Origin of the sequence: Microbacterium sp. CFBP 8801, assembly GCF_014839455.1 — a bacterium.
Lineage (GTDB): Bacteria > Actinomycetota > Actinomycetes > Actinomycetales > Microbacteriaceae > Microbacterium.
The window spans coordinates 1-20,181 of the sequence record NZ_JACYNU010000009.1 but is presented as its reverse complement, the minus strand read 5'-3'; the positions used below and the strand labels follow the sequence as shown (position 1 = coordinate 20,181).

Genomic DNA, 20,181 nt, shown 5'->3' with positions numbered 1-20,181 from the left:
CGGCGCCGTGGCACACGGCGTTCTCGCGACGATGCCCGGGATGACGGGCGGGTCCCGCGAGCGGCCGTGAGGGCCGGAGCGGGTGAGCGGCCCCGAGGACGCGGCATCCGGCTGCCACTTTCGACGCGCGGCCCGGGCGCGGACGCGGTGGGTCTCACCCGGAACGTCACCCGTCGTGCCGCGCGATCTCGCCGATCCGGCGGCGCGGGCGGGGCGCCGGTAGACTCGAGCCAGTGAGCAGCACCCGAACCACCGCGGCGTACCTGCGCTCGGTGACGGCGTTCAAGAATCCCACGCTCGACCTGCTGCACGGGCGCTTCGCCCCCTTCGTCGTGGCCGTGCTCTCGGTGGTGTTCACCCCCGATCGCCCCGCCGTGTCGGTGGCCGATGCGCACGTCGAGGTCGCCGAGGCCGTCGACGAGCTGCGCGCAGCGGGCTACGACACCGACGACGACCGCCGCATCCCCGCGGGGTCGGCGCGCGAGATCTGCCGCGGGTGGGTGCGCGTGGGCTGGCTCGGCCTGCAGATCGAGGACGACGTCGAGGTGTACCGCCTCTCGGCGCACGCCGTGGGCGCCCTCGAGATCGCCGGTCGCGCCGGCGGCGGCCGCGCCCGTGTCTCCCGCTCGCGCGTGCGCACGCTTCTCGACGCGGTCGAGCGCCTCGCCCGCGACGCCGAGAGCGACCCCGCCCGACGCCGCGAGGCACTGCTCGAGGAGCGCGCGGCCCTCGACGCCGAGATCGCCGCGCTGGAGGAGGGCATCGTCGAGCCCCTCGACGACGACCACCTGCTCGAAGAGGCCGAGAACGTCATCCACCTCGCTCGCGAGTTGCCCGCGGACTTCTCGCGCGTGGCGGAGTCGATCGCCGCGATGCAGCGCGACGTCGTCGCCGAGCTCCGCCGCGACGTGCGCCCCACCGGCGAGGTGCTGCGCGAGTATCTCGAGCGCGGGCGCCAGGTGATGCAGGCCACCCCCGAGGGTCGAGCCTTCCAGGGCGCGCTGCGTCTGATCGGCGACCCCGAGAACATCGACGACCTCACCGACCAGCTGCACGCCGTGCTCACCCAGCCCTTCTCGCGGCTGATGACCCCCGACCAGCGGGCCGAGCTCGACGCCATCGCCCGGCGCGTCGAAGCCGGCGTGCAGGAGGTGCTTACCTCCCAGCGGCGGGCCTCGCACGTCATCACCGCGCAGGTGCGCACGCACGATCCCATCCGCGATCGCCAGGTCGACGACCTGCTGCGCGGCGTGATGGCGGGGCTCCACCGCTGGAGCCAGACCAAGACCCCCGGTCGTGTCGAGCCCGTGCGCACGCTCCCGCTCGCCGACATCGGACACTTGCGCCAGTCGCTCAGCGACGTGCGTCCGGCCGGGGCGCCGGCGCCGTTGGCATCCGCAGACGTCGAGGCCGAGTTCGTCGACGCCGACACCCGCGCCTGGGGCGGCCCGCACTACGCCGAGCTCGAGGCGTACGTCGCCACGCTCGGCGACGGCTTCGACCTGGCGACCGCCTTCTCGGGCGGCTCCGCCGACACCCGCCGCCCGGTCGATCTGGTCGGCCTGCTCGAGATCGTGCATCGCGGGGGGCTCACCGAGACCGACGACGTCTCGATCGTCGAGGCCGTACGCCCCGACGGCACCACGCGACGCTTCGCCTTCGGAGCGGTCAGAGCGAACAGCCTGCGAGAAAAGGATGCCGATGACTGACGCGGACACGTTCGTGCCCTCGGGCGAGGGCGCCGAGGCCCCCGCTTCCTCGACGACGCCGTCGTCGCCGGATGCCGAGGTCTCCCCCGGCGGCACGGAGTCCTCCGCCTTCATCGCCCCGGTCGCGATGGAGAACGACCCCGACGCGCTGTTCCCGGGCGATCGCGGCATCCTGGACTCCGAGGTGCGGCGCGTGCTCGTGCGCATCCTGCAGCGCCGGTTCCTGAGCGCCGAGAACTCCCCCGCCGAGTGGAAGCTGCTGCTCGAGCACCAGCAGATGATCGAGTCGCGTCTGAACGATCTGTTCGTGCGGCTCGTCGTCGACCACGCGCGGGGCGTCGCGTACAAGGAGCAGGTGCGCAGCGACGAGATCGACGTGCCCATCCTGCTGAAGGACGAGGCGTACTCACGGGCCGAGACGCTCGTGCTCGTATATCTGCGCACGGTGTTCCAGCGCGAGACCACCGCCGGCACCGCGTCGGCGCGCGTCGACGTCGAAGAGGTCGAGCAGACCGTGCTGACGTACTTCGCCGAGAGCGACGGCACGCGCGCGAGCCAGCAGCGGGCCGTCCGCACAGCGATCGCGCGGCTGGACCGCGAGGGCATCATCGAGGAGGAGTCCGAGGGGCGGTACCGTATCGGGCCGCTCATCGAGGTCGTGCTCAGCGCCGAGACGCTCCGCGAGCTGCAGCTCTGGTTGGACGAGCAGACACAGGATGCCGGGAGCCCACGCGAGGGCGGCGTCATGGCATCCGCCCTCGACGAGCACACACAGGATGCCGAGGCTGCCGGTGACCGCGAGGTCGCGGCATCCGGAACGTTCGAGGGAGACCCCCGATGACCATGCTCGAGACCCTGTTCGGCCTCATTCCTGCCGCCTCGCGCGGACAGCAGTGGGTGGCCGAAGACCTGCAGCTCGTCAACTGGGGCGGCTACGACGGAACGCATCGCGTGCGCTTCGCCCCCACCGCGACGCTGCTCTGCGGTGGTTCGGGCTCGGGCAAGTCGACGCTGATGGACGCCTACGTCGCGCTCATGATGCCGCACACCACCCCGTTCAACGGCGCCTCCAACGGTGCGGTGGTGGGGCGCCCGCGCGGGCAGGAGCAGCGCAACATCCTCTCGTACGGCCGCGGCAAGCTCGATGAGTCGCGCACCGATGAGGGCACGAAGATCCGGGTGCTGCGCGGCGACGGCGTCGACACGTGGACCGCGATCGCGATGACGTGGGCCGACCACGACGGCGCCCGCTTCACCGCGGTACGCGCCTGGTACATCCCCGCCGCCGCCCGCACGCTCGACGACGCCGTCAAGGTGCGCGCCACTGTGCACGGCGCGTTCGACCTGCGCGATCTGGAGCGGGCGGCGCAGCAGCACCTGTCCGACGCGGCGGTGCGGGCGACGGGACTCGACACCCTCGCCACCGACCGCGAGTTCTCGGCCCGACTGCACGGCGTGCTCGGCATCGGTGCGGCGGGGGCGGGCACGAAGGCGATGAGCCTGCTCGCGCGCATCCAGGCCGGGCAGCAGATCACCACCGTCGACGACCTCTACAAGCGCATGGTGCTCGAGGAGCCCGAGACCCTCACCGTCGCCGACGCCGTCGTGTCGCACTTCGACGGGCTCGAGTCCACGCGCACGCGCATGCTCGAGGCGCGCCAGCAGGTGCGGGCGCTCCAGCCCATCCGTGCGATGAAAACGCGCATCGACGAGGCCGCCGAACGTCTGCGGCTGATCGACGCGCTCGGACGCTTCACCGACCCCGACTCGCGCGCCTCGCTCTGGCGGGCGCAGCGCCGAGTCGATCTGCTCGGCGCGGTCGAGGCGGAGCTGCGCGACCGCACGCACGCCACCGACGCGCTCGTGCGCGAACGCCAGGCCCTCGCCGACGCCGCCGAAGCCGAGCGCGAAGGCCTCGGCGACGTGCTGCGCGCGGCCGGCGGCGACCGCCTCGACGCCGCCCAGCGCGAGCTCCGCACGCTCGAGCGGCGCCTGGCCGGCATGCAGCGCGACCGGGAGCGCTTCGAGACGGCGCTCGCGGTGCTGCAGACCGAGGTGTCGACCGAGAAGCAGTTCGCCGCCCTCGTGGACGACGCGCGCCGCACCCTCGGTGACGCGGATGCCAAGACAGCCGTCCGCGACGCGTTCGTCGCCGCCAGCAGCACCCACACCGACCTGCGCCAGCAGCTCGCCGCCCTCGAGGCCGAGCACCGCCGCACGCAGACGCGAGACGACAACATCCCGCCCCGTCTGCACGAGGCACGCGAGGCCCTGGCCGAGGCCGCCGGTCTGACCGCCGCCGAGCTGCCCTTCGTCGCCGAGCTCGTGGACGTGCGCACCGAGTACGAGCCGTGGCGCGGGGCCTTCACCCTCGCGCTCGGGGGGTTCGCGACGACCCTTCTCGTGGATGCCGCGCACCTGACATCGTTCCGCGCGGCGATCGACGGCGTCCGGCTGTCGGAGCGCCTGCGGTTCGAGGGCGTGTCGACCGGGCTCCCCGAACGCGGCGGGCTGGATCCGGCGACCCTTCCCGGGCGTCTGGAATTCCGCACCTCGCCCTTCACCGGGTGGCTGCAGGACCGGCTCGAGCAGCAGTTCGCGTTCGTCTGCGTGGATGCCGCGTCGGAGTTGTCGCGGCACCGCCTGGCGCTCACCATCTCGGGGCAGACGAGCCAGGGTGCACGCGGCGCGCACGGGGGGTCGATCCGTCAGAGCGTGCTCGGGTTCTCGTCGCGCGTGCGGTTGACCGAGCTCGGCGAGCAGATCGTCGCCGCGCGCCGCGCCCTCACGGCCGCCAAAGCCACGGTCGACGAGGCCTCCACCGCCCTCGACGCGTTCGACGAGCGGCGCAGCGCCCTCGAGAAGATCGCCGACCTGTCATGGGACCAGGTGGACGTGGCATCCGTTCAGCGCGATCTGGACCGCTGGAACGAGACGATCGCCGAGATCACCGCCGGCAATCCCCGTATCGCCGAGCTGCAGGAGCAGATCTCGGGCACCCGTGCCCGGGCCGGCCGCCTGCGCGAGGAGATCGGCGGGGCCAAGACCGAACAGCAGGCGATGGCCGCGCGCTGGGCCGAGATCACCGACGACGTCGACGCGGCGCAGATGCTCATCGAACGCGCGGAGGATTCCGAGACCGCCCTCTCGCCCGACGAGATCGACTACCTCGACGCTCTCTTCGTGGCACCGGGAGCGTCGGACGCGACGCCGTCGCAGCTCCTGGCGAGCTTCGACGCCGCCCTCGAATCCGCCTCCCGACGGTTGCTCGAGGAACAGCGGTCGGCGCAGGAGACGTGGGGCGACCAGCGGGAGAGCCTGCGGCGCACGCTCATCGCGTTCACCGACCGGTGGCCGAGTCCGAACCTGCTCGCCGACCCCGACGAGTCGCTCGGCGACTTCGAGCGGATCCTCGCCGACCTCGAAGCGAGCGGCCTGCACGAGCTCGAAGCGGAGTGGCGCGACAGTCTGCTGCGCCTGTCGGGCAACGACCTGACGAGCCTCGACTCGGCGCTGACGCGGGCGCTGCGTGAGATCCGGGAGCGGATCGCGCCGATCAACGACATCATGCAGGACCTGCCGTTCTACGACGACGAGCACCGCCTGCAGATCGTGCCGCGCGAGGGGCAGTCCGAGGTGCGTCGCCGTTTCCGTCGGGAGCTGCGCGACGTGCGTGCGGCCATCGACGCGGCCTCGTCCGACGAGGAACGCGAAGCGGTGTACACCCGCATGGCGCGCCTCATCAACCGCATCCGCTCGACAGCGCCCGACTTCGCCGACCTCGTCGACGTGCGCAACCACGTGCGGGTGAGCGCCGAGCGCTTCCGCGCCGACACCGGCGAGCACGTCGCCCTCTACGACCACATCGGTGAGAAATCCGGCGGGGAGTCGCAGGAACTCATCGCGTTCATCGTCGGAGCGGCGCTGCGGTACCAGCTCGGGGATGCCGGAGCCGAGCGCCCCCGCTACGCCCCGGTGTTCCTCGACGAGGCGCTGATCAAGGCCGACGCGCACTTCACCAAGCGCGCGATCGGCGCGTGGCGCGGCCTCGGATTCCAGCTCGTCATCGGCGCCCCGAACGACAAGTACAGCGCGATCGAACCGCACGTCGACGTCGAGTACGACATCTTGAAGGACACGCGCGGACGGTCGTGGGCGAAGGCGAAGGTGGGGGTCGCGGCGGAGGGGTGAGGCGGCGCTGCGGGCCGGGTGGGCCGGGTGGGCCGGCGCGGCGGGCTCGGCGGGCGAGGTGAGCCGTCGCTGCGGAGGGGTGCTTCCACGCTGCGGGCTCGGCGGGCGGGGTGAGCCGTCGCTGCGGAGACGCGGGGGCCGAGATTCCGGGGCCGAGATTCCGGGGCCGAGACTGCGGGGCCGAGACTCAGGAGCGAGACTGCGGGGCCGAGACACCGGGTCGTGAACGGCCCGGGCGCGTGGGCAAGGGCGTTCTCGGGTGTTCGTCAGCCGTCCCGAGGCACCACACGCAGCAGCTGTTCGAAAGAGTCCGCAGCTGGCATCCACCGGTCTTCGCCGCCGAGGTAGACCCGCACGGCTCCCGTGGATTCGCGGCCGACGTGAAGCAAGAACAGGTTGCCCCCGGGATCGTGTGCGAACGGCATCCACTCGTCGAACGCGTCGCCGCCGCCTTGGCGAAGGTCCGCCCACAGCCGTTCGATCGGAAGCGCTCCGTGCTTGACCGCCGTGAAGCCGTGCAACATACCGGACTCAGCGAGGGGCCACCCGCCGTTGTGCCGCAGATAGAACGCGCGGAATGCCCGTGGCAACGCGCATCCGACGAGTTGCTCCAGCTCGTCGAGATCCTCCGCCCCCACCGGCAAGGCGGAGCCCTCCCAGTCTTCCGAGAACCACGGGAGGTCGGCCCAGGTGGGCAGATCGTCCATGCCGCTCACGCGGAGAATCATGTCACAGGCCAACCACGACGGGAGGGCCGGCGGCTTCGATCCTGCCCCGGCGTTGCCTCGTCGACCTCGGCGACGGCGTGCCCGCTTCGACTCGGCTAGAACGGCGGTGGATCCTCGGCGATCTGGGCGCCGAGCGGCGACGTCCAGCGCAGGTCGCCGGTGTCGGGGTCGCGCGAGGGATTCCACCGAGTCTCGTGACGGATGCGGTGATGATGTCGGCACTCGGGTGCGAGGTTGTCGTCATCGGTGACACCGCCGGCGCTCCACGCGGCCAGGTGATCGAGGTCGCACTCGCGTGCGGGTCGTCCGCATCCCGGAAAGACACAGGTCGGCGAGGTCACGCCCAACCATCGACGCAACGCGGTCGGCACGCGGTAGGTCGACCGATCGAGGGCGAGGGGCACGCCCGTCAGCGGATGCGTGAGAATCCGCACCCACGAGGTGGCCTCGCCGGCGAGACGCCGAGCCGTGTCGAGGTCGATCGGGCCGTACCCGTCAAGACGAGCGGGCTCGTCGCCTGCTCCGAGAAGCGTGAGTGCGGGGACCGTGATGACGACCGACGCGCGACGATCCGGGGGCGCGGAGGGCGTCGGCGGTGAGGCGTCGGGCGGCGGGGCGGCAGTCGGCGCGGCTGCAGTAGACACGGCGGCAGTCGGCGGGGCAGCGGCTGGCGGGGCGGCGGCCGGTACCACGGCAGCCGGTACCACGGCAGCCGGCACGGCGGCAGCCGGCACGGCGGCAGCCGGCACGGCGGTATTCGGCACAGCGAAGGAAGCGCCGTCGCCGGTACGACCACCCGCACTCGCCGGGCGTTCCTCGGCGCGATGGATCGAACCGGTCGCCGCGCGGGACCCGGCCCCGCCCGTGGACCGCGTGAGCAAATCCGCGAAAGCATCGGCCCGCAGCTGCGCGAGCGTTCGTTCCTCATCGGGGGCCACCCGCAGGTGACGGGCTGCGCGATCGACATGCGCGAGGGCATCGTGCGCACGATCCGCGGGAAGCAGAGCGGTCAGTGTGGCCATGCCATCGAGTTCGGCCGCGAGCCACACGCCTCGGTCGCGAGCCGCCCGACGGTGCCGCGTCTGAAGGGACTCGCGGTGCACGCGCTCGCGGAGAGCGCGCGCCGAGACGGAGAACCGCGCGGGCGGAAGCCGGAGAGCGCGGTCGAGGGCACCCTCGTCGAACGCCCGCCAGGATTCATGCTCGCCGGAGGCCGGAGCCGGCCCGCCAGAGGCCGGTGCCTGCTCGCCCGAAGCCAGAGCCGGTTCGTCGGCGAGCGTTGCCGTGTCGTCCAGAAGCACGTCGGGGAGCAGCGTCGAGCCGTCGGGACCAGGCGCCGGGCCATCTGCCCCGGTCGGTCCGGTCGGCGGCGACTCGGGCTCGTCGGCCGGCGACGACTCGGGCTCGTCGGGAAGAGACGTCGCCAGCCGCGCCGACTCGACGGCGTGACGCTCCGAGATCGTGCCCTCGACGAAGGCGTTCCAGATCTCGGGACAACGGCTCTGCAAGGTCTCGGCATGGGCGGCTCGCGTGCGCACCGTCTGCTCCGACAGCCGCAGGCGCGTCGCGATCTCGGCGATCACCGCCCGTGCGGCCATGTCACGCCTATCGCGGCGCACCGCCGCCACGGTGCGCCGCCGCGGGTCGGTCCACGCGATGTCGAGGGTCGGGTCGGGACCCACCCACGGCTCGGGATCGGCCACCGCCTCGTCGAGCAGCAGTCTCAGGAGGCGGTACTCCGCGGCCGTGGCCCGGTGGCGTTCGCGCACGTGGTGCTCGAGCTCGCCGAGAAGGTGCGCGGGAGTGGAGGTGAGGAGCCACGCGCCATCCTCGTCGGCGGCGCCGGTGGCACCGTCACCGAACGGGTGGGGGTCGACCAAACCCACGTCGATCGCCCACGCCGTGGCGGCGTCGGCGGACAGGTCTTCATCGCTGGGCCACGGCACGCCCCACCCCGAAGAAACCGGCTGTGACCGGCCTTTCGAAGGTGCCATGGTGTCCATACCCCCAATCTAGCGAGGGGGTACGACATCGCCGCGAGCGGCGCCTAGGGAGCCCGCGAACCGACCCACACCCGCCAGCCGCCAGTCGCCAGTCGCCAGTCACCAGTCGCCAGTCGCCCACACCTCCCCGCCGCGCCACTCCCCACGAACCCGTCACACCGTCACGAGCACCCCCCGCGGCACCTCTGTGTGCTCCACCACACCCAACACCTCGCCCAGGCGCCGAACACCCTGCGCCGGGTCGGCGACGACCCGCGACGCGACCGAGCGCACGAGCATGACGACCCGCGCCGAGGGGACGACCGCGTGGCTCCCGGGCGCGGTGCGGGCTCCGGCGACCGAACCGCGCGCGAGCGCCTGGTCTACGGCATCCAGGATCTCGAACAGCCGTTCGTCGTGGCAGCGCTCGTCATCGGCACCGATCCACTCGAGCACCGCGGCAATGGTCCACTGGGGCGTGAATGGACTGGGGATGCGATCTGAGGAGGCGGTCGAGAGGGTCATTGGACCAGAATCGTCCGGTATGACCCTTCTCGACAGAGCCACTTCCGCCCTGGTGGACCAGCGCACGGCTGTCGTCTCGGCGGAACAGCTGGCGTTGCGCCTCGGCCGTTGGGCGACGACCGACGCCACCCTCTCGGCGAGCCTCGCCGACGGCATCGCCCGGCTCGTGCGCGAGGGGGAACTGCGCGGCGGCGACCGGCTGCCCTCGGAACGCACGCTCGCCGCGACCGTCTCGGTGTCGCGGGGCACGGTCGTCAGCGCCTACGCGCGGCTGTACGACGACGGCATCCTCGATCGCCGCCAGGGCAGCGGCACGCGCGTCGCGGGGACGCCCCCGACGGCCGCGCGTCAGAGCGCCGGTCGCGCGGAGGCGCTGTACGCCACCCTGCCCTCGAGCATCGATCTGCTGCGCGCGGTCCCCCCGATCTTGCCGCTCGCCGTCGACATCGTGCAGCGCCACCGGCCCGTGCTCGACGCGAGCACCGTCGAGGGCGACCCCGCGGGCCTCCCCGCCCTGCGCTCCCTCATCGCGCAGCTGATGACCGACGACGGCACCGCCACGACGTCGGCGCAGATCCTGGTCACGCACGGGGCGCAGCAGGCGCTCAGCCTGCTCGTCGACGAACTGGTCTCCCCCGGCGACACCGTGCTCACCGAAGAGGTGGCCTGGCCCGGCTTCACCGATGCCGTGCGTCGTCGCGGAGGCCAGGTGCACGGCATCCGGCTCACGCCCGACGGCGTCGACATCGACGCGCTCGAGATGGCGATCGTGGTGCGCCGACCCGTTCTGATCGCGCTGAACCCGCACAATCACAACCCCACCGGCGTCCAGACGAGTCTCGCCGTGCGCCGGCGCATCGCGGATCTCGCCGCCGAGCACGGCGTGACGGTGATCGAGGATCGCGTGCTCGCGCACGTGTCGTTCGACGGCGTGACCCCTCCCTCACTGGCGAGCCTGCGCCCCGACGCGCCCATCGTCGTGGTCGAGTCGCTGTCGAAATGGGCATGGGAAGGCCTGCGGGTCGGGTGGTTGCGGGCGGACCCGGTGCTCGTGCGGCGACTGCGCGGACTGCGTCAGACCACCGACCTGTCGACCAGCGTCCCCTCGCAGCTGCTGGCGATCGACCTGATCGCGCAGGCTCCGGTCCTGCGCCGCACCGTGGCCACCGTGCACCGCGAAGCGGCCGTCGCCGCGGCGAAGCTGCTCGCCGTCCACCTGCCCGACTGGCGGTTCCGGCCGCCGCGCGGGGGGCTGTGGCTCTGGGCGCAGCTGCCGTCGGGCTCGGCGGCCGGCTTCGCGCGCTACGCCGCGGGGCTGGGCGTGTCGGTGGCCGGGTCGGCGCAGTTCATGTCGGACGTGGATGCCGACGACCACATCCGCATCCCCGTCACCTCGACGCCCGCGGTGCTCGAGGCCGGAATTCAGCGTCTCGGCGAGGCGTGGCGGGGATACGCCGGGAGGGGCTGAACGGGCACCGATCGGGTCCGCTCCGCGCGGCGCGACGCGGCGCGGTCCTGCGCGGTGGCACCGTGCTGGCGTAGCGGCCCATAGTATGAAGTCGTGCCTTCACATCTCCAGGAGCGCCGGGTCGTCCCCACCTCGGCCATGCTCGCCGCCCTCGCGGTGCCGTCGCGCCTCGCGATCCTGTCGCTGCTGCTGTCGGTCGGGCCCCGGACGGCGACCGAGTGCGCCGAGGTGGTGGGGGCGACGGCATCCAACTGCTCGTGGCACCTGCGCGAGCTCGCCCGGCTCGGCCTCGTCGAGCGATCCGACGACGACTCCGGCGACGCGCGCAAGCGACCCTGGCGCGCGACGATCACGGGCATCGACCTGGATGCCGGCGGCGGACCCGCCGACGAACTCACGCGCGCCGCGGTGCGCTCGGCCTGGTTCGCCGACACCGACGCGCGCTTCGACGACTACCTGCGGCACGAGAGCGACCTCCCCGAACCCTGGCGCGAAGCGGCGGTGATCAGCGACTACGCCGTGCTGCTCACCGCCGACGAACTCGCCGACCTCGGTGCGCGCATCGACGCGATCGTGCGCCCCTACGTGCGTGCGACCCGGGCCGACGCCCCCGCGGGCAGCGCCGTCGCCTCGATCTCGGTGCGCGGTGTCGTCGACCCGCGCTTCGTCGACCCGGGCTCGGTCGACGCGGGCTCGAGCGGCCGGCGCGCCCGGAACGCGGACGCGATGGGCCCGCGCGCCCGGGACACCAACACCGACCCACAGACAGGACCCCCGCGCACACCCGACCTCCCCTCCCCCGACAGCGCGACGTGAGCGGCGGCACCTGGCGGTTCCCCGGCGTCGTACGCCTGATGTCGGGGGGCGCGATCGCCGAGACCGCCGACTGGATGCTGCTGGTCGCCCTGCCCCTCTTCGTGCTCGGGGTCACCGGGTCGCCGCTGATCACCTCGATCGTCTTCGTCCTGCAGGCCGTGCTCACGGTGGCGGCCGCCCCGCTCGCGGGCCTGCTCATCGACCGGGCCGACCCCTGGCACCTGATGGGCGGCACCGCGGCGCTGCAGGTGATCGCCGTGCTCCCCCTGCTGTTCGTCGACTCGGCCGCCGACCTGTGGATCGTGTCCCTCGTCGCGGTCGTGCAATCGGTACTGGGGGCGATCATCGAACCCGCGCGGCCGAGCGTGGCCGCCGCTCTCGTGCCCTCGGACCACGTCGCACCCGTGAACCAGCTGCTCGGCATCGGCTCGGGTCTCGCGCGCCTGGTCGGGGCACCGCTCGGCGGTCTGGCGCTGGGGCTCGGCGGAGTCGACGCCCTCGTCGTCGCCACCGCGGGTGCCTATGCCGTGGCATCCGTCGTGCTCTTCCCGCGGGCGAAACGGCGACCGGATGCCGCCACCCCGGCGAACGACGACACCGCGGCGCTGCGCACCCTCGAGGTCGATGCCGCCGGTGCCCCCGCGCGCGCCACGTTCTTCGGCGAGCTCGGGTCGGGACTCGCGATCGTGGCCGGCGACCGCGTGCTCCGACGTCTCATGCTCGTGGCGGTGCTCATGTCGCTCGCGCAGGGCCTGTTCTCGATCCTCTTCGTGCTCTTCGTACCCCAGGTACTGGGCGGCGGTGACGTCGAGATCGGCGTGCTGCGCGGCATCCAGGCGATCGGGGCTCTCGTGGCGGGCGTCGGACTGCTCGGCGTCGTCGGACGCGTCGCACCCGCGCGCCTGGCCGCCGCCTCGATCCTCGGATTCGGCGTGCTGTCGCTCCTGATCTGGAACCTGCCGGCGCTGACGACGTGGTTCCCGCTGTACGTCGCCCTGTTCGCGCTGGTCGGGGCTCCGGGCCTGCTCGCCATGACCGCGATGCTGACGATCGTCGACCGCGAGACGCCCGCCGGTCACCGCGGGCGGGTCACCAGCCTGCTGTTCGCCGCACTGACGGCGCTGCAGGCGGTGGGCACCCTGGTCGGCGGGTTCATCGGCACGGGACCGGCGTTCACCGTCTCGCTGCAGGTGCAGGGGGCGCTGTATCTCGTGGCCGGTCTCGTCGCGCTGACGTTGGGGCGACGCGGATCCGCGTGACCCTCGGGAATGTCCGGGCCCCTCTCTACGCTGTGTGGTGAGGGCGCAGGGAAGGCGGTTGGCATGCAGGGACTCGAAGTCACGGTTCTGCTCGGACTCGCGATGCTGGTGGGCACGGTGCTCGCGCCGCGGCTACGGGTGGCGACGCCGCTCGTGCTGCTGGTGATCGGCCTGGCGCTGGGCTTCATCCCCGAGCTCCGCGCGATCGAGCTGCCGCCCGAGACGGTGCTGCTGCTGTTCCTTCCGGTCATGCTCTTCCGCGAGGCGTGGACCACGTCGCTGCGCTCGGTCCGCCGGTCGCTGCGCTACATCATCCCCATGAGCACGCTTCTCGTCGTCGCCTCGGCCTTCGCCGTCGCCGGCGTCGCGACCTGGATGGGCGTGCCGTGGGAGGCCGCCCTCGTCATCGGAGCCGCCGTCGCCCCGCCCGACGCCACCGCGGTCGCCGCCCTCGGTCGACTGCTGCCCGCCAAGACCTTCATGAAGCTCAAGGCCGAGAGTCTCACCAACGACGGCACGGCCCTCGTGCTCTACGCCATCGCGGTGTCGCTGCTGCTCGGCGGGCAGGTCACGCCGTGGTCGATCACGGGCATGGTGCTGCTGTCGTACGTAGGAGGTGCGGCCGCGGGCATCGCGGTGGCCGCGCTGGCGTACGTCGCCCTGCGTCGCATGCAGTCGACGCTCACGATCAACCTCACCCTGCTGATCGTGCCGTTCCTCGCCTTCCTCATCGCCGAACTGATCGAGGCGTCGGGCGTGCTCGCCGTCGTGTTCGCGGGGTTGATCGTGGCCTGGGTCTCGCCGCGCATCACCACGGCGATGTCGAGAAGAGCAGCCGACGCCACCTGGCCCTTCGGCGTGTACCTGCTCAACGGGGCGTTGTTCGTGCTCATCGGCCTCGAGGTGCAGCTCGTGCTGCACGAGATCTCGCCGTCCGAGATCGGGATGCTGCTGCTGATCACGGTGGCCGCGTGGGTGGTGCTGTTCGTCGTGCGCTACCTGTTCCAGTGGCTCTTCTCGCCGTTCTCGCGGCCACCCGCGGGGTCGTCGCGGTCGCTCCGGCACCGCTCCCGGGTGGTGAGCACGGTCGCCGGATTCCGCGGCGCCGTCTCGCTCGCCATCGCCCTGTCGGTGCCGATCACGACCGCGAGCGGCGAGCCCGTCGCCGGCCGCGACGCCGTGGTCTTCGTCACCGCGGGCGTCATCGTGCTCACGCTGCTCGTGCAGGGGCCGCTGCTGCCGGCCGTCATCCGCTGGGCGAAGCTCCCCAACGACGACGCCGCGATCGAGGAGTACGAACTCGCCGAACGCGCGATCTCGGGCGCCGCGCTGGCGGCACTCGACGACCTCGCCGTCGAACACGGCATCAGCGACCGGGTGCGCGACCGTGCCCGACGCGAGGGCTACGAGCGCCTCGAACTCGCCAACGCACGCGCCGTCGCCCGCCAACGCGCGATCGAGGAACGCGACCTGGCCGAGCTCGACGCCTCGCTCGACGACAACGCCGGCGAGTCCTCGACGATGGGCCCCGTCCCGCCCGAGGCGAAGGACGAGGGCCGCCCGCGACGCCGGCTTCCCGCGCCCCCCGACGGCACCCACGGCGGCCTGGGCGGCGCCGACGCGACCGGAATGGACACCGGCGACGCCGCCGCACGGCTCGCCGCCGGCCCGCTCGAGATGATCGCCGTCAGCGACGACATCGACGTGACGCAACGTTCCCCGCTGCTGCGCCACAGAGAGGCCGTGCGGCTGCGCCTGGCGGTGCTCGACCGCAAGCGCGAGGTGCTGCTGCGGCTGCGCCGCGAGGGGACGATCGACGACCTCGTCGCGCGCAAGATCCTCGCCGGGCTCGATCTCGACGAGATCCGCGCGCGCGGAATCGACAAGTCGAACGACTGAGCGGGCGGCACCCGACGGCTCGACCGGGCTCATCGCCACGCGGTGACGCGGAAGGCTGTGGTCGGGCACGGATTCTCACGCGTGCGCCGGCGCGATGACGCCTCCGGCGCCAGGCGGACGACTCCGCGTCAGGCCAGCACGAGCTCGATGTTCTCGTGGTCGGCGAACACGCGCAGCACGAGGTCGAAGTACGTCTCGCCCGCTCCCGCTTCGAGGGCGTCGAGCGCTCTCTGCGCCGGTCCCGCGGCGTACACCTCGGGCCTCTCGAGCTTCGCGCGGTAGTACGCCCGAGTCGCCTCGACCCCCAGCGCCGTGCGTGACGCGGCGTGGTCGACCCAGGTCACGCGGGCCGGGGCCGCCCCGTCGAGCACACCGAACCCGCCGTACAGCAGGTCGTCGAGCGCGTCGAGGCTCTCCCCCAGCGTCCACGGCTCGTCGGGCATGAGCACGCGACCCAGTTCGCGGTAGAGCGAGGCGATGCCGTCGACGCGCGATCCCTCGAGGCGCAAGGTGAGCGGGCTCATGGCGTCTTCCTCTTCTCGACTCTCACGACGAAGGGCCGGAGCCTGACGGCATCCGACCCTCTCGCGACGAGCCCGAGGCCCGCACGTGGACGACCTCAGTTGCCGCCGTTGATGACCGACAGGTAGGCGCCGAAGGGGCGCGAGGCGTCGGTGGTGGCGAAGTCGTCGGCAAGGCCCTCGTGGGGCGTGTTCTCGTTATGCATTCCCCGAGTGTGACCGACCGGACCCCGAGATCGACGTCGGTTGACATTCGGCTTTACTTCATCTAGCTAACTACTCGCCTACCAAGTATTCAGCCTCAGTCCGCCGCCGTCGCCGTCGGCCCGAGCATGATGATGCCCGCCCCCACGAGCGCCACCGCCGAACCGATGTAGTCCCACGAGGTGGGGCGGAACCCGTCGACGACGATCCCCCACGCGAGCGAGCCGGCCACGAACACCCCGCCATAGGCGGCCAGCACCCGTCCGAAGTGCGCGTCGGGCTGCAGAGCCGCGACGAAGCCGTAGGCGCCGAGGGCCAGGATGCCGAGAAGCGCGAGCCACCACCCGCGATTCTCGCGCACCGCCTGCCAGATGAGCCAGGCCCCGCCGATCTCGGCGACCGCGGCGAGGGCGAAGAGAACGACGATACGCGCGGTGGTCATGCGTCCCAGTTTCTCCTCCGAGGCTCGTTTTCCGAACGAACAGCGCCCGAAAAGACCTCATTGCGAACCCTTAGGTTACGGAGAGGGAACATCTCGGTAGTACCGGAGAAAGAGGACTACCGTTCCCCGCAAGGGGGTGAGCATGACTCGACCACGCACCGTGACCCACACCTACACGCTCGACGGCGGATGGCGCAGAGCCCACCACGAACCGCTGACCGTCGACCACGCCGACGACCTGCGCCACCAGGGGGTGACGATGGTGCGAGCGCGACGCGGGATGTTCGACAGCCGCGAGCTCTCGCTCCGCGAGTATCCGCCCCGCGCATCGACCCGGCCGCCCACGCCGGCCTGACCGGACGACGGCGCGCCTCACCGCCCGGGTGCCAGCAAGCCGCTCTCGTACGCCGCGATCACCAGCTGCGCCCGATCGTGCGCGCCGAGCTTGATCATCGTGTTCTTCACGTGCGTCTTGGCCGTGTGCGGCGAGATGTACAACAGCACCGCGATCTCGTCGTTCGAGCGACCACGGGCCACGTGCAGCAGCACCTCGCGCTCGCGATCGGTGAGCGCGTCGAGCGCGGCGGGCGCCGGCACGTCGGCGGCGCCCGTGGCCCGCACGTACCGCTCGATGAGCGCGCGGGTCGCGGCGGGAGAGAGCAGCGCGCCGCCCTCGTGCACCGACAGCACGGCCCGCACGATGTCGTCGGGTTCGGCGCCCTTTCCGATGAAGCCGCTCGCCCCGGCGCGCAGGGCCGCGACGACGTAGTCGTCTTCCTCGAAGGTCGTCAGGATCAGCACGCGCGTGTCGGCCAACGCGGGGTCGGCGCAGATCGCCGCGGTCGCCTCGATGCCGTCCATGCGCGGCATGCGGATGTCCGACACCACGACGTCGGGGCGGAGTCTGCGCGCGAGCGCGACACCCGCCTCACCGTCGGCGGCCTCGCCCACCACCGAGATCCCGTCGGCGGCGTCGAGGAGGTCGCGTACGGCCGAGCGGATCAGCGACTGGTCGTCGACGACGATCGCGGTGGTCACGAGCCCGACTCCCCCGCACGCGCGGGCAGGGGCAGGCGAGCGGCCAGGCGGTAACCGCCGGGGGCGAGACCCGCCGCGAGGTCGCCGCGCACCGCGTCGACGCGCTCCCGCAGCCCCACCAGACCGAAGCCCGACGACGGCAATGCCGCCTCGGCGGCCTCGGGCACGCGCTCGATCGGATTGGTCACGACCACCTCCAGGTCATCGCCGTCGCGGCGCAGCAGCACGTGGGCGCGGCGGGTGCTGCCGTGCTTGAGGGCGTTCGTCAGCCCCTCCTGCACGACGCGGTAGGCCACGATGTCGATCCCCCACGGGATGCCGGCGGCCTCGGCATCCGTTCCGATCTCGTCGCGCACCACGACGTCCCACCCGGCGACCCGCACCGACTCGACCACCTCGGGCACGCGCGCGAGTCCGGGCTGCACGCGCACGGCGGCGTCGTCGGGCGCGCGGAGCAGGCTCATCATGGTGCCGATCTCGCCGAGCACGTCGCGCGAGGCGGTGCGGATGGTGGCGAGGGCCTCGCGCGCGCGGTCGGGGCGGTTCTCGAGCGTCGACGAGGCGACCCCGGCGTTCAGGCTGATGACCGAGATGCGGTGGGCGACGGCATCGTGCAGGTCGCGCGCGATGCGCAGGCGTTCCTCGGTGACGCGGCGGCTCGCCTCGGCCTCGCGCGTCTGCTCGGCGCGACGGGCGCGCTCGACCACCGCCTCGAGGTAGGCGCGACGCGAGCGGGCGGCGTCGCCGACGGCTCCCGCGAGCGCGAGCGAGAGGGCCACCTGCAGCACACGGGTGTCCATGCCGGTGACGAGAGCGACGATGACCCCCGACGTCACCACGGCCCCCACGGCGGCCAGGGTCGCCGGTACCGACGTGCGCCTCTGCGTGCGGTGCGCGACGCCGTAGGTGGCGACGACCATCGCGATCGCCCCGCCCGGCGAGAGCGTGCCGAGGGCGAGGGCGGCGATCCAGACGGCGACGCTCACGGCCAGCACGACCCGCGGCGCCCGGCGACGGAACGGCAGCGCCAGGGCGGGCAGCAGCACGAGCACGAGCACGAACGGGTGCGACGGCCGCATCTCGGCGAAGGGCACGGGCGCGAGGGCCGGGACCGCGACGAGCACGATCAGCACGACGTCGATCATCCAGGGCCGACCGGCCCACGGCGAGCGCGGCGCCGGCTCGTTCGTCTCGTCGGGCCTCACGGCTCCAGTCTCCCGCGTCCTGCGGCCCCCGGCCATCGCCTGGCGGGGGCATTCGCGAATCCCCCACCGGGGGTAGACGACCGACCCGGCGGTGGGACGCGCGTGGCTCCGCTGCGAACGAGGCTGAGGTCATGGCATCCGACCCTCCTCCCCCGCTCTTCTCGATCACCGATCTGCACAAGTCGTACGGTCGCGGTTCCGCCCGCTTCGACGCCCTGCGCGGGGTGAACCTCGACATCCATCGCGGTGAGAGCATCGCGATCATCGGCAAGAGCGGCTCGGGCAAGTCGACGCTCATGCACCTGCTCGCCCTGATGGACGCCCCGACCCGGGGCACGGTGCGCCTCGACGGGGTGGATGCCACGACCCTCCGCGGACGTCAGCTCAACCGCACCCGCAATCAGACGTTCGGCTTCGTGTTCCAGCAGTTCTTCCTTACGCCCAGCGCCTCGGTGTTCGACAACGTCGTGCTGCCGCTGAAGATCGCGGGCGTCGGCCGCGCCGAGCGGAGCCGACGGGGGCGGGCGGCGCTCGCGGAGCTCGACATGGACGACAAGGCGCGCAACAAGGCCACCGCGCTCTCGGGGGGACAGAAGCAGCGCGCGGTGATCGCGCGGGCCCTGGTGAACGACCCGCAGGTGATCTTCGCCGACGAGCCCACCGGCAACCTCGACACGGCCACCGGGGCCGTCGTCGAAGACATCCTGTTCCGGCTCAATCGTGAGCACGGGATCACCCTGATCGTCGTCACCCACGACGAAGACCTCGCCGCGCGCTGCGACCGGCGCGTGCAGATCCGCGACGGTCTCATCGTCGCCGACGAACGGAACGCCGCATGAGAACCGTCGATCTCGTCTCGACCGCCGTCGCGAACACCTTCCGCTCCAAGACGCGCACGATCCTCACCGTGCTGGCGATCTTCGTGGGTGCCTTCACCCTGACCATCACGAACGGCCTCGGTACGGGCATCAATGCGTTCATCGACAAGACGGTCGCCTCGATGGGGACCTCCGACGTGCTCACGGTGACCAAGACGACGTCGGCGACCTCGACCGGGCCGCAGAAGTACGATCCGGATGCCGTCGCCTCGGCGCAGCAGGCGGGGGGCCGCCCCGGCGCCACGGGTGAAGTGACGGCGCTCACCGATCAGGACATCGCGACCGTCTCGCAGCTCCCCGGCGTGGAGAAGGTCGTTCCGGTGACCTCGGTGTCGATCGACTACGTCGAGGCCCCGGGCGGGGATCCCTACACGGCGCAGGTGGGCAGTCTCGTCGCCGGGCAGACGCCGCAGATCGCCGACGGGGCGGCGCCCGACGATGCCTCCGACGCGCTGCAGGTCGCGCTCCCCGACGCGCTGGTCGCACCCCTGGGGTTCGCCGACGCGAACGACGCGGTGGGCTCGACCGTGACGATCGCCGTCACCGACCCGGTGCGCACGCAGCACCTCGTCGAGGCGACCGTGAGCGGAGTGACGGAAGCGGCCTTCGGCGGGACGACCTCGCTGACGACCAACTCCGCGCTCGAGAAGACCTTGTTCAGCCTGCAGAACACCGGCGTGCCCGCCGACCAGCTCGACCGCTACGCCTCGGCGAGCGCGACCGTGTCATCGTCGGCGACGACGGCGCAGATCGACGAGGTCAAGGCCGCGCTGACCGACGCGGGGTACACCGGAACCACCGTCGCCGATCAGCTCGGCACGTTCGAGTCGGTGATCGACGGCATCGTGCTGGTGCTCAACGCGTTCGCGGTCATCGCCCTCCTGGCGGCGAGCTTCGGAATCGTCAACACCCTGCTCATGTCAGTGCAGGAGCGCACCCGCGAGATCGGTCTGATGAAGGCCATGGGAATGGGCAGCGGGCGCGTCTTCACCCTGTTCAGCCTCGAGGCGATCTTCATCGGTCTGCTGGGCAGCGCTCTCGGCGCCGTCATCGCCATCGGTGTCGGCACCGCCGTCAGCGCGCAGCTCGCGGCGAGCCTGTTCAGCGATCTGCCCGGGCTGCAGCTGATCGCCTTCGACCCGGTGTCGATTCTGCTGACCGTGCTCGCGGTGATGGGGATCGCGTTCCTCGCGGGGACGCTCCCGGCCGCGCGCGCCGCGCGGGCCGACCCCGTGGAGTCGCTGCGATACGAGTGACGGCGGTGCGCCGAGCGGCGGGCCGGGGCGGCGGCGGATCATGCCGATGCCCCGGCCCGC

17 protein-coding genes are annotated in these 20,181 nt (G+C 72.2%); 10 read left to right on the top strand and 7 right to left on the bottom strand.

The window, feature by feature from the left end; all coding sequences use genetic code 11:
• Nucleotides 1-233: 233 nt before the first annotated feature.
• From IFR11_RS11485 to IFR11_RS11475, 3 genes are read left to right on the top strand one after another with little or no spacing between them, the layout of a single operon-like run.
• Nucleotides 234-1,709 (top strand): DUF3375 family protein, encoded by a 1,476-nt coding sequence (locus IFR11_RS11485; protein ID WP_191916251.1) that lies wholly within the window; start codon nucleotides 234-236, stop codon nucleotides 1,707-1,709.
• Nucleotides 1,702-2,550: a DUF4194 domain-containing protein gene (locus IFR11_RS11480; protein WP_441005412.1), complete on the top strand. Its 849-nt coding sequence runs from the start codon at nucleotides 1,702-1,704 to the stop codon at nucleotides 2,548-2,550. Before IFR11_RS11485 ends, IFR11_RS11480 begins: the two co-directional genes overlap by 8 nt.
• Nucleotides 2,547-5,900 carry an ATP-binding protein gene (locus IFR11_RS11475; RefSeq protein ID WP_191916250.1) on the top strand — a complete coding sequence of 1,118 codons (3,354 nt, stop codon included), beginning with the start codon at nucleotides 2,547-2,549 and terminating at the stop codon, nucleotides 5,898-5,900. Before IFR11_RS11480 ends, IFR11_RS11475 begins: the two co-directional genes overlap by 4 nt.
• Before the next feature lie 266 nt (nucleotides 5,901-6,166).
• Here the strand turns inward: IFR11_RS11475 and IFR11_RS11470 are convergent, their stop codons facing one another.
• The 3 genes from IFR11_RS11470 to IFR11_RS11460 all read right to left on the bottom strand — a co-directional run bounded on the left by IFR11_RS11470 (nucleotide 6,167) and on the right by IFR11_RS11460 (nucleotide 9,135).
• Nucleotides 6,167-6,607 carry an SMI1/KNR4 family protein gene (locus tag IFR11_RS11470; protein WP_244630746.1) on the bottom strand — a complete coding sequence of 147 codons (441 nt, stop codon included), beginning with the start codon at nucleotides 6,605-6,607 and terminating at the stop codon, nucleotides 6,167-6,169.
• 116 nt (nucleotides 6,608-6,723) lie between these two features.
• Entirely contained in the window at nucleotides 6,724-8,574 is a 1,851-nt protein-coding gene (locus tag IFR11_RS11465) for an HNH endonuclease signature motif containing protein (RefSeq protein ID WP_342030293.1), read from the bottom strand.
• Nucleotides 8,575-8,784: 210 nt separating this feature from the next.
• Nucleotides 8,785-9,135 (bottom strand): hypothetical protein, encoded by a 351-nt coding sequence (locus tag IFR11_RS11460; protein ID WP_191916247.1) that lies wholly within the window; start codon nucleotides 9,133-9,135, stop codon nucleotides 8,785-8,787.
• Between the two features lie 94 nt (nucleotides 9,136-9,229).
• Between IFR11_RS11460 and IFR11_RS11455 the strand changes: the two genes are divergently transcribed.
• The 4 genes from IFR11_RS11455 (at nucleotide 9,230) to IFR11_RS11440 (ending at nucleotide 14,577) form a co-directional block, all read left to right on the top strand.
• Entirely contained in the window at nucleotides 9,230-10,603 is a 1,374-nt protein-coding gene (locus IFR11_RS11455) for an aminotransferase-like domain-containing protein (protein WP_443987643.1), read from the top strand.
• A 93-nt stretch (nucleotides 10,604-10,696) separates the two neighbouring features.
• Nucleotides 10,697-11,419 (top strand): helix-turn-helix domain-containing protein, encoded by a 723-nt coding sequence (locus tag IFR11_RS11450; RefSeq protein WP_191916245.1) that lies wholly within the window; start codon nucleotides 10,697-10,699, stop codon nucleotides 11,417-11,419.
• Nucleotides 11,416-12,678 carry an MFS transporter gene (locus tag IFR11_RS11445; RefSeq protein WP_191916244.1) on the top strand — a complete coding sequence of 421 codons (1,263 nt, stop codon included), beginning with the start codon at nucleotides 11,416-11,418 and terminating at the stop codon, nucleotides 12,676-12,678. The genes IFR11_RS11450 and IFR11_RS11445 overlap by 4 nt, the downstream gene beginning before the upstream one ends.
• Before the next feature lie 63 nt (nucleotides 12,679-12,741).
• Nucleotides 12,742-14,577 carry a Na+/H+ antiporter gene (locus IFR11_RS11440; RefSeq protein WP_191916243.1) on the top strand — a complete coding sequence of 612 codons (1,836 nt, stop codon included), beginning with the start codon at nucleotides 12,742-12,744 and terminating at the stop codon, nucleotides 14,575-14,577.
• A 128-nt stretch (nucleotides 14,578-14,705) separates the two neighbouring features.
• Here IFR11_RS11440 and IFR11_RS11435 read toward each other — a convergent pair whose 3' ends face one another.
• Together IFR11_RS11435 and IFR11_RS11430 are read right to left on the bottom strand one after the other, a co-directional pair.
• Nucleotides 14,706-15,101: a ribonuclease inhibitor gene (locus tag IFR11_RS11435; protein WP_191916242.1), complete on the bottom strand. Its 396-nt coding sequence runs from the start codon at nucleotides 15,099-15,101 to the stop codon at nucleotides 14,706-14,708.
• A gap of 298 nt (nucleotides 15,102-15,399) precedes the next feature.
• Nucleotides 15,400-15,744: a YnfA family protein gene (locus IFR11_RS11430; protein ID WP_055937258.1), complete on the bottom strand. Its 345-nt coding sequence runs from the start codon at nucleotides 15,742-15,744 to the stop codon at nucleotides 15,400-15,402.
• Nucleotides 15,745-15,886: 142 nt separating this feature from the next.
• On the opposite strand from IFR11_RS11430, the gene IFR11_RS11425 reads away from it, so the two are divergent.
• The gene (locus tag IFR11_RS11425) at nucleotides 15,887-16,099 is read left to right on the top strand and encodes a hypothetical protein (protein ID WP_083285677.1); all 213 of its coding nucleotides are present in this window, start codon (nucleotides 15,887-15,889) and stop codon (nucleotides 16,097-16,099) included.
• A gap of 17 nt (nucleotides 16,100-16,116) precedes the next feature.
• On the opposite strand, the gene IFR11_RS11420 is transcribed toward IFR11_RS11425, so the two are convergent.
• Nucleotides 16,117-16,782: a response regulator gene (locus tag IFR11_RS11420; protein WP_191916241.1), complete on the bottom strand. Its 666-nt coding sequence runs from the start codon at nucleotides 16,780-16,782 to the stop codon at nucleotides 16,117-16,119.
• Nucleotides 16,779-17,987: a histidine kinase gene (locus IFR11_RS11415; RefSeq protein WP_191916240.1), complete on the bottom strand. Its 1,209-nt coding sequence runs from the start codon at nucleotides 17,985-17,987 to the stop codon at nucleotides 16,779-16,781. Before IFR11_RS11415 ends, IFR11_RS11420 begins: the two co-directional genes overlap by 4 nt.
• Before the next feature lie 131 nt (nucleotides 17,988-18,118).
• Here IFR11_RS11415 and IFR11_RS11410 point away from each other — a divergent pair, with 131 nt between their 5' ends.
• Both IFR11_RS11410 and IFR11_RS11405 read left to right on the top strand, forming a co-directional pair.
• Nucleotides 18,119-18,826, top strand: coding sequence for an ABC transporter ATP-binding protein (locus IFR11_RS11410; protein WP_055835356.1), 708 nt, complete (start codon nucleotides 18,119-18,121; stop codon nucleotides 18,824-18,826).
• Nucleotides 18,823-20,121 carry an ABC transporter permease gene (locus IFR11_RS11405; RefSeq protein WP_191916239.1) on the top strand — a complete coding sequence of 433 codons (1,299 nt, stop codon included), beginning with the start codon at nucleotides 18,823-18,825 and terminating at the stop codon, nucleotides 20,119-20,121. Before IFR11_RS11410 ends, IFR11_RS11405 begins: the two co-directional genes overlap by 4 nt.
• The last annotated feature ends 60 nt before the right edge of the window (nucleotides 20,122-20,181 follow it).

Bases quoted from the DNA above. Each gene is read 5' to 3' on its own strand.
- IFR11_RS11410 (WP_055835356.1), top strand. From the start codon at position 18,119: ATGGCATCCGACCCTCCTCCCCCGCTCTTCTCGATCACCGATCTGCAC.
- IFR11_RS11440 (WP_191916243.1), top strand. From the start codon at position 12,742: ATGCAGGGACTCGAAGTCACGGTTCTGCTCGGACTCGCGATGCTGGTG.
- IFR11_RS11405 (WP_191916239.1), top strand. From the start codon at position 18,823: ATGAGAACCGTCGATCTCGTCTCGACCGCCGTCGCGAACACCTTCCGC.
- IFR11_RS11470 (WP_244630746.1), bottom strand. From the start codon at position 6,607: ATGGACGATCTGCCCACCTGGGCCGACCTCCCGTGGTTCTCGGAAGAC.
- IFR11_RS11460 (WP_191916247.1), bottom strand. From the start codon at position 9,135: ATGACCCTCTCGACCGCCTCCTCAGATCGCATCCCCAGTCCATTCACG.
- IFR11_RS11435 (WP_191916242.1), bottom strand. From the start codon at position 15,101: ATGAGCCCGCTCACCTTGCGCCTCGAGGGATCGCGCGTCGACGGCATC.
- IFR11_RS11425 (WP_083285677.1), top strand. From the start codon at position 15,887: ATGACTCGACCACGCACCGTGACCCACACCTACACGCTCGACGGCGGA.
- IFR11_RS11475 (WP_191916250.1), top strand. From the start codon at position 2,547: ATGACCATGCTCGAGACCCTGTTCGGCCTCATTCCTGCCGCCTCGCGC.
- IFR11_RS11430 (WP_055937258.1), bottom strand. From the start codon at position 15,744: ATGACCACCGCGCGTATCGTCGTTCTCTTCGCCCTCGCCGCGGTCGCC.
- IFR11_RS11480 (WP_441005412.1), top strand. From the start codon at position 1,702: ATGACTGACGCGGACACGTTCGTGCCCTCGGGCGAGGGCGCCGAGGCC.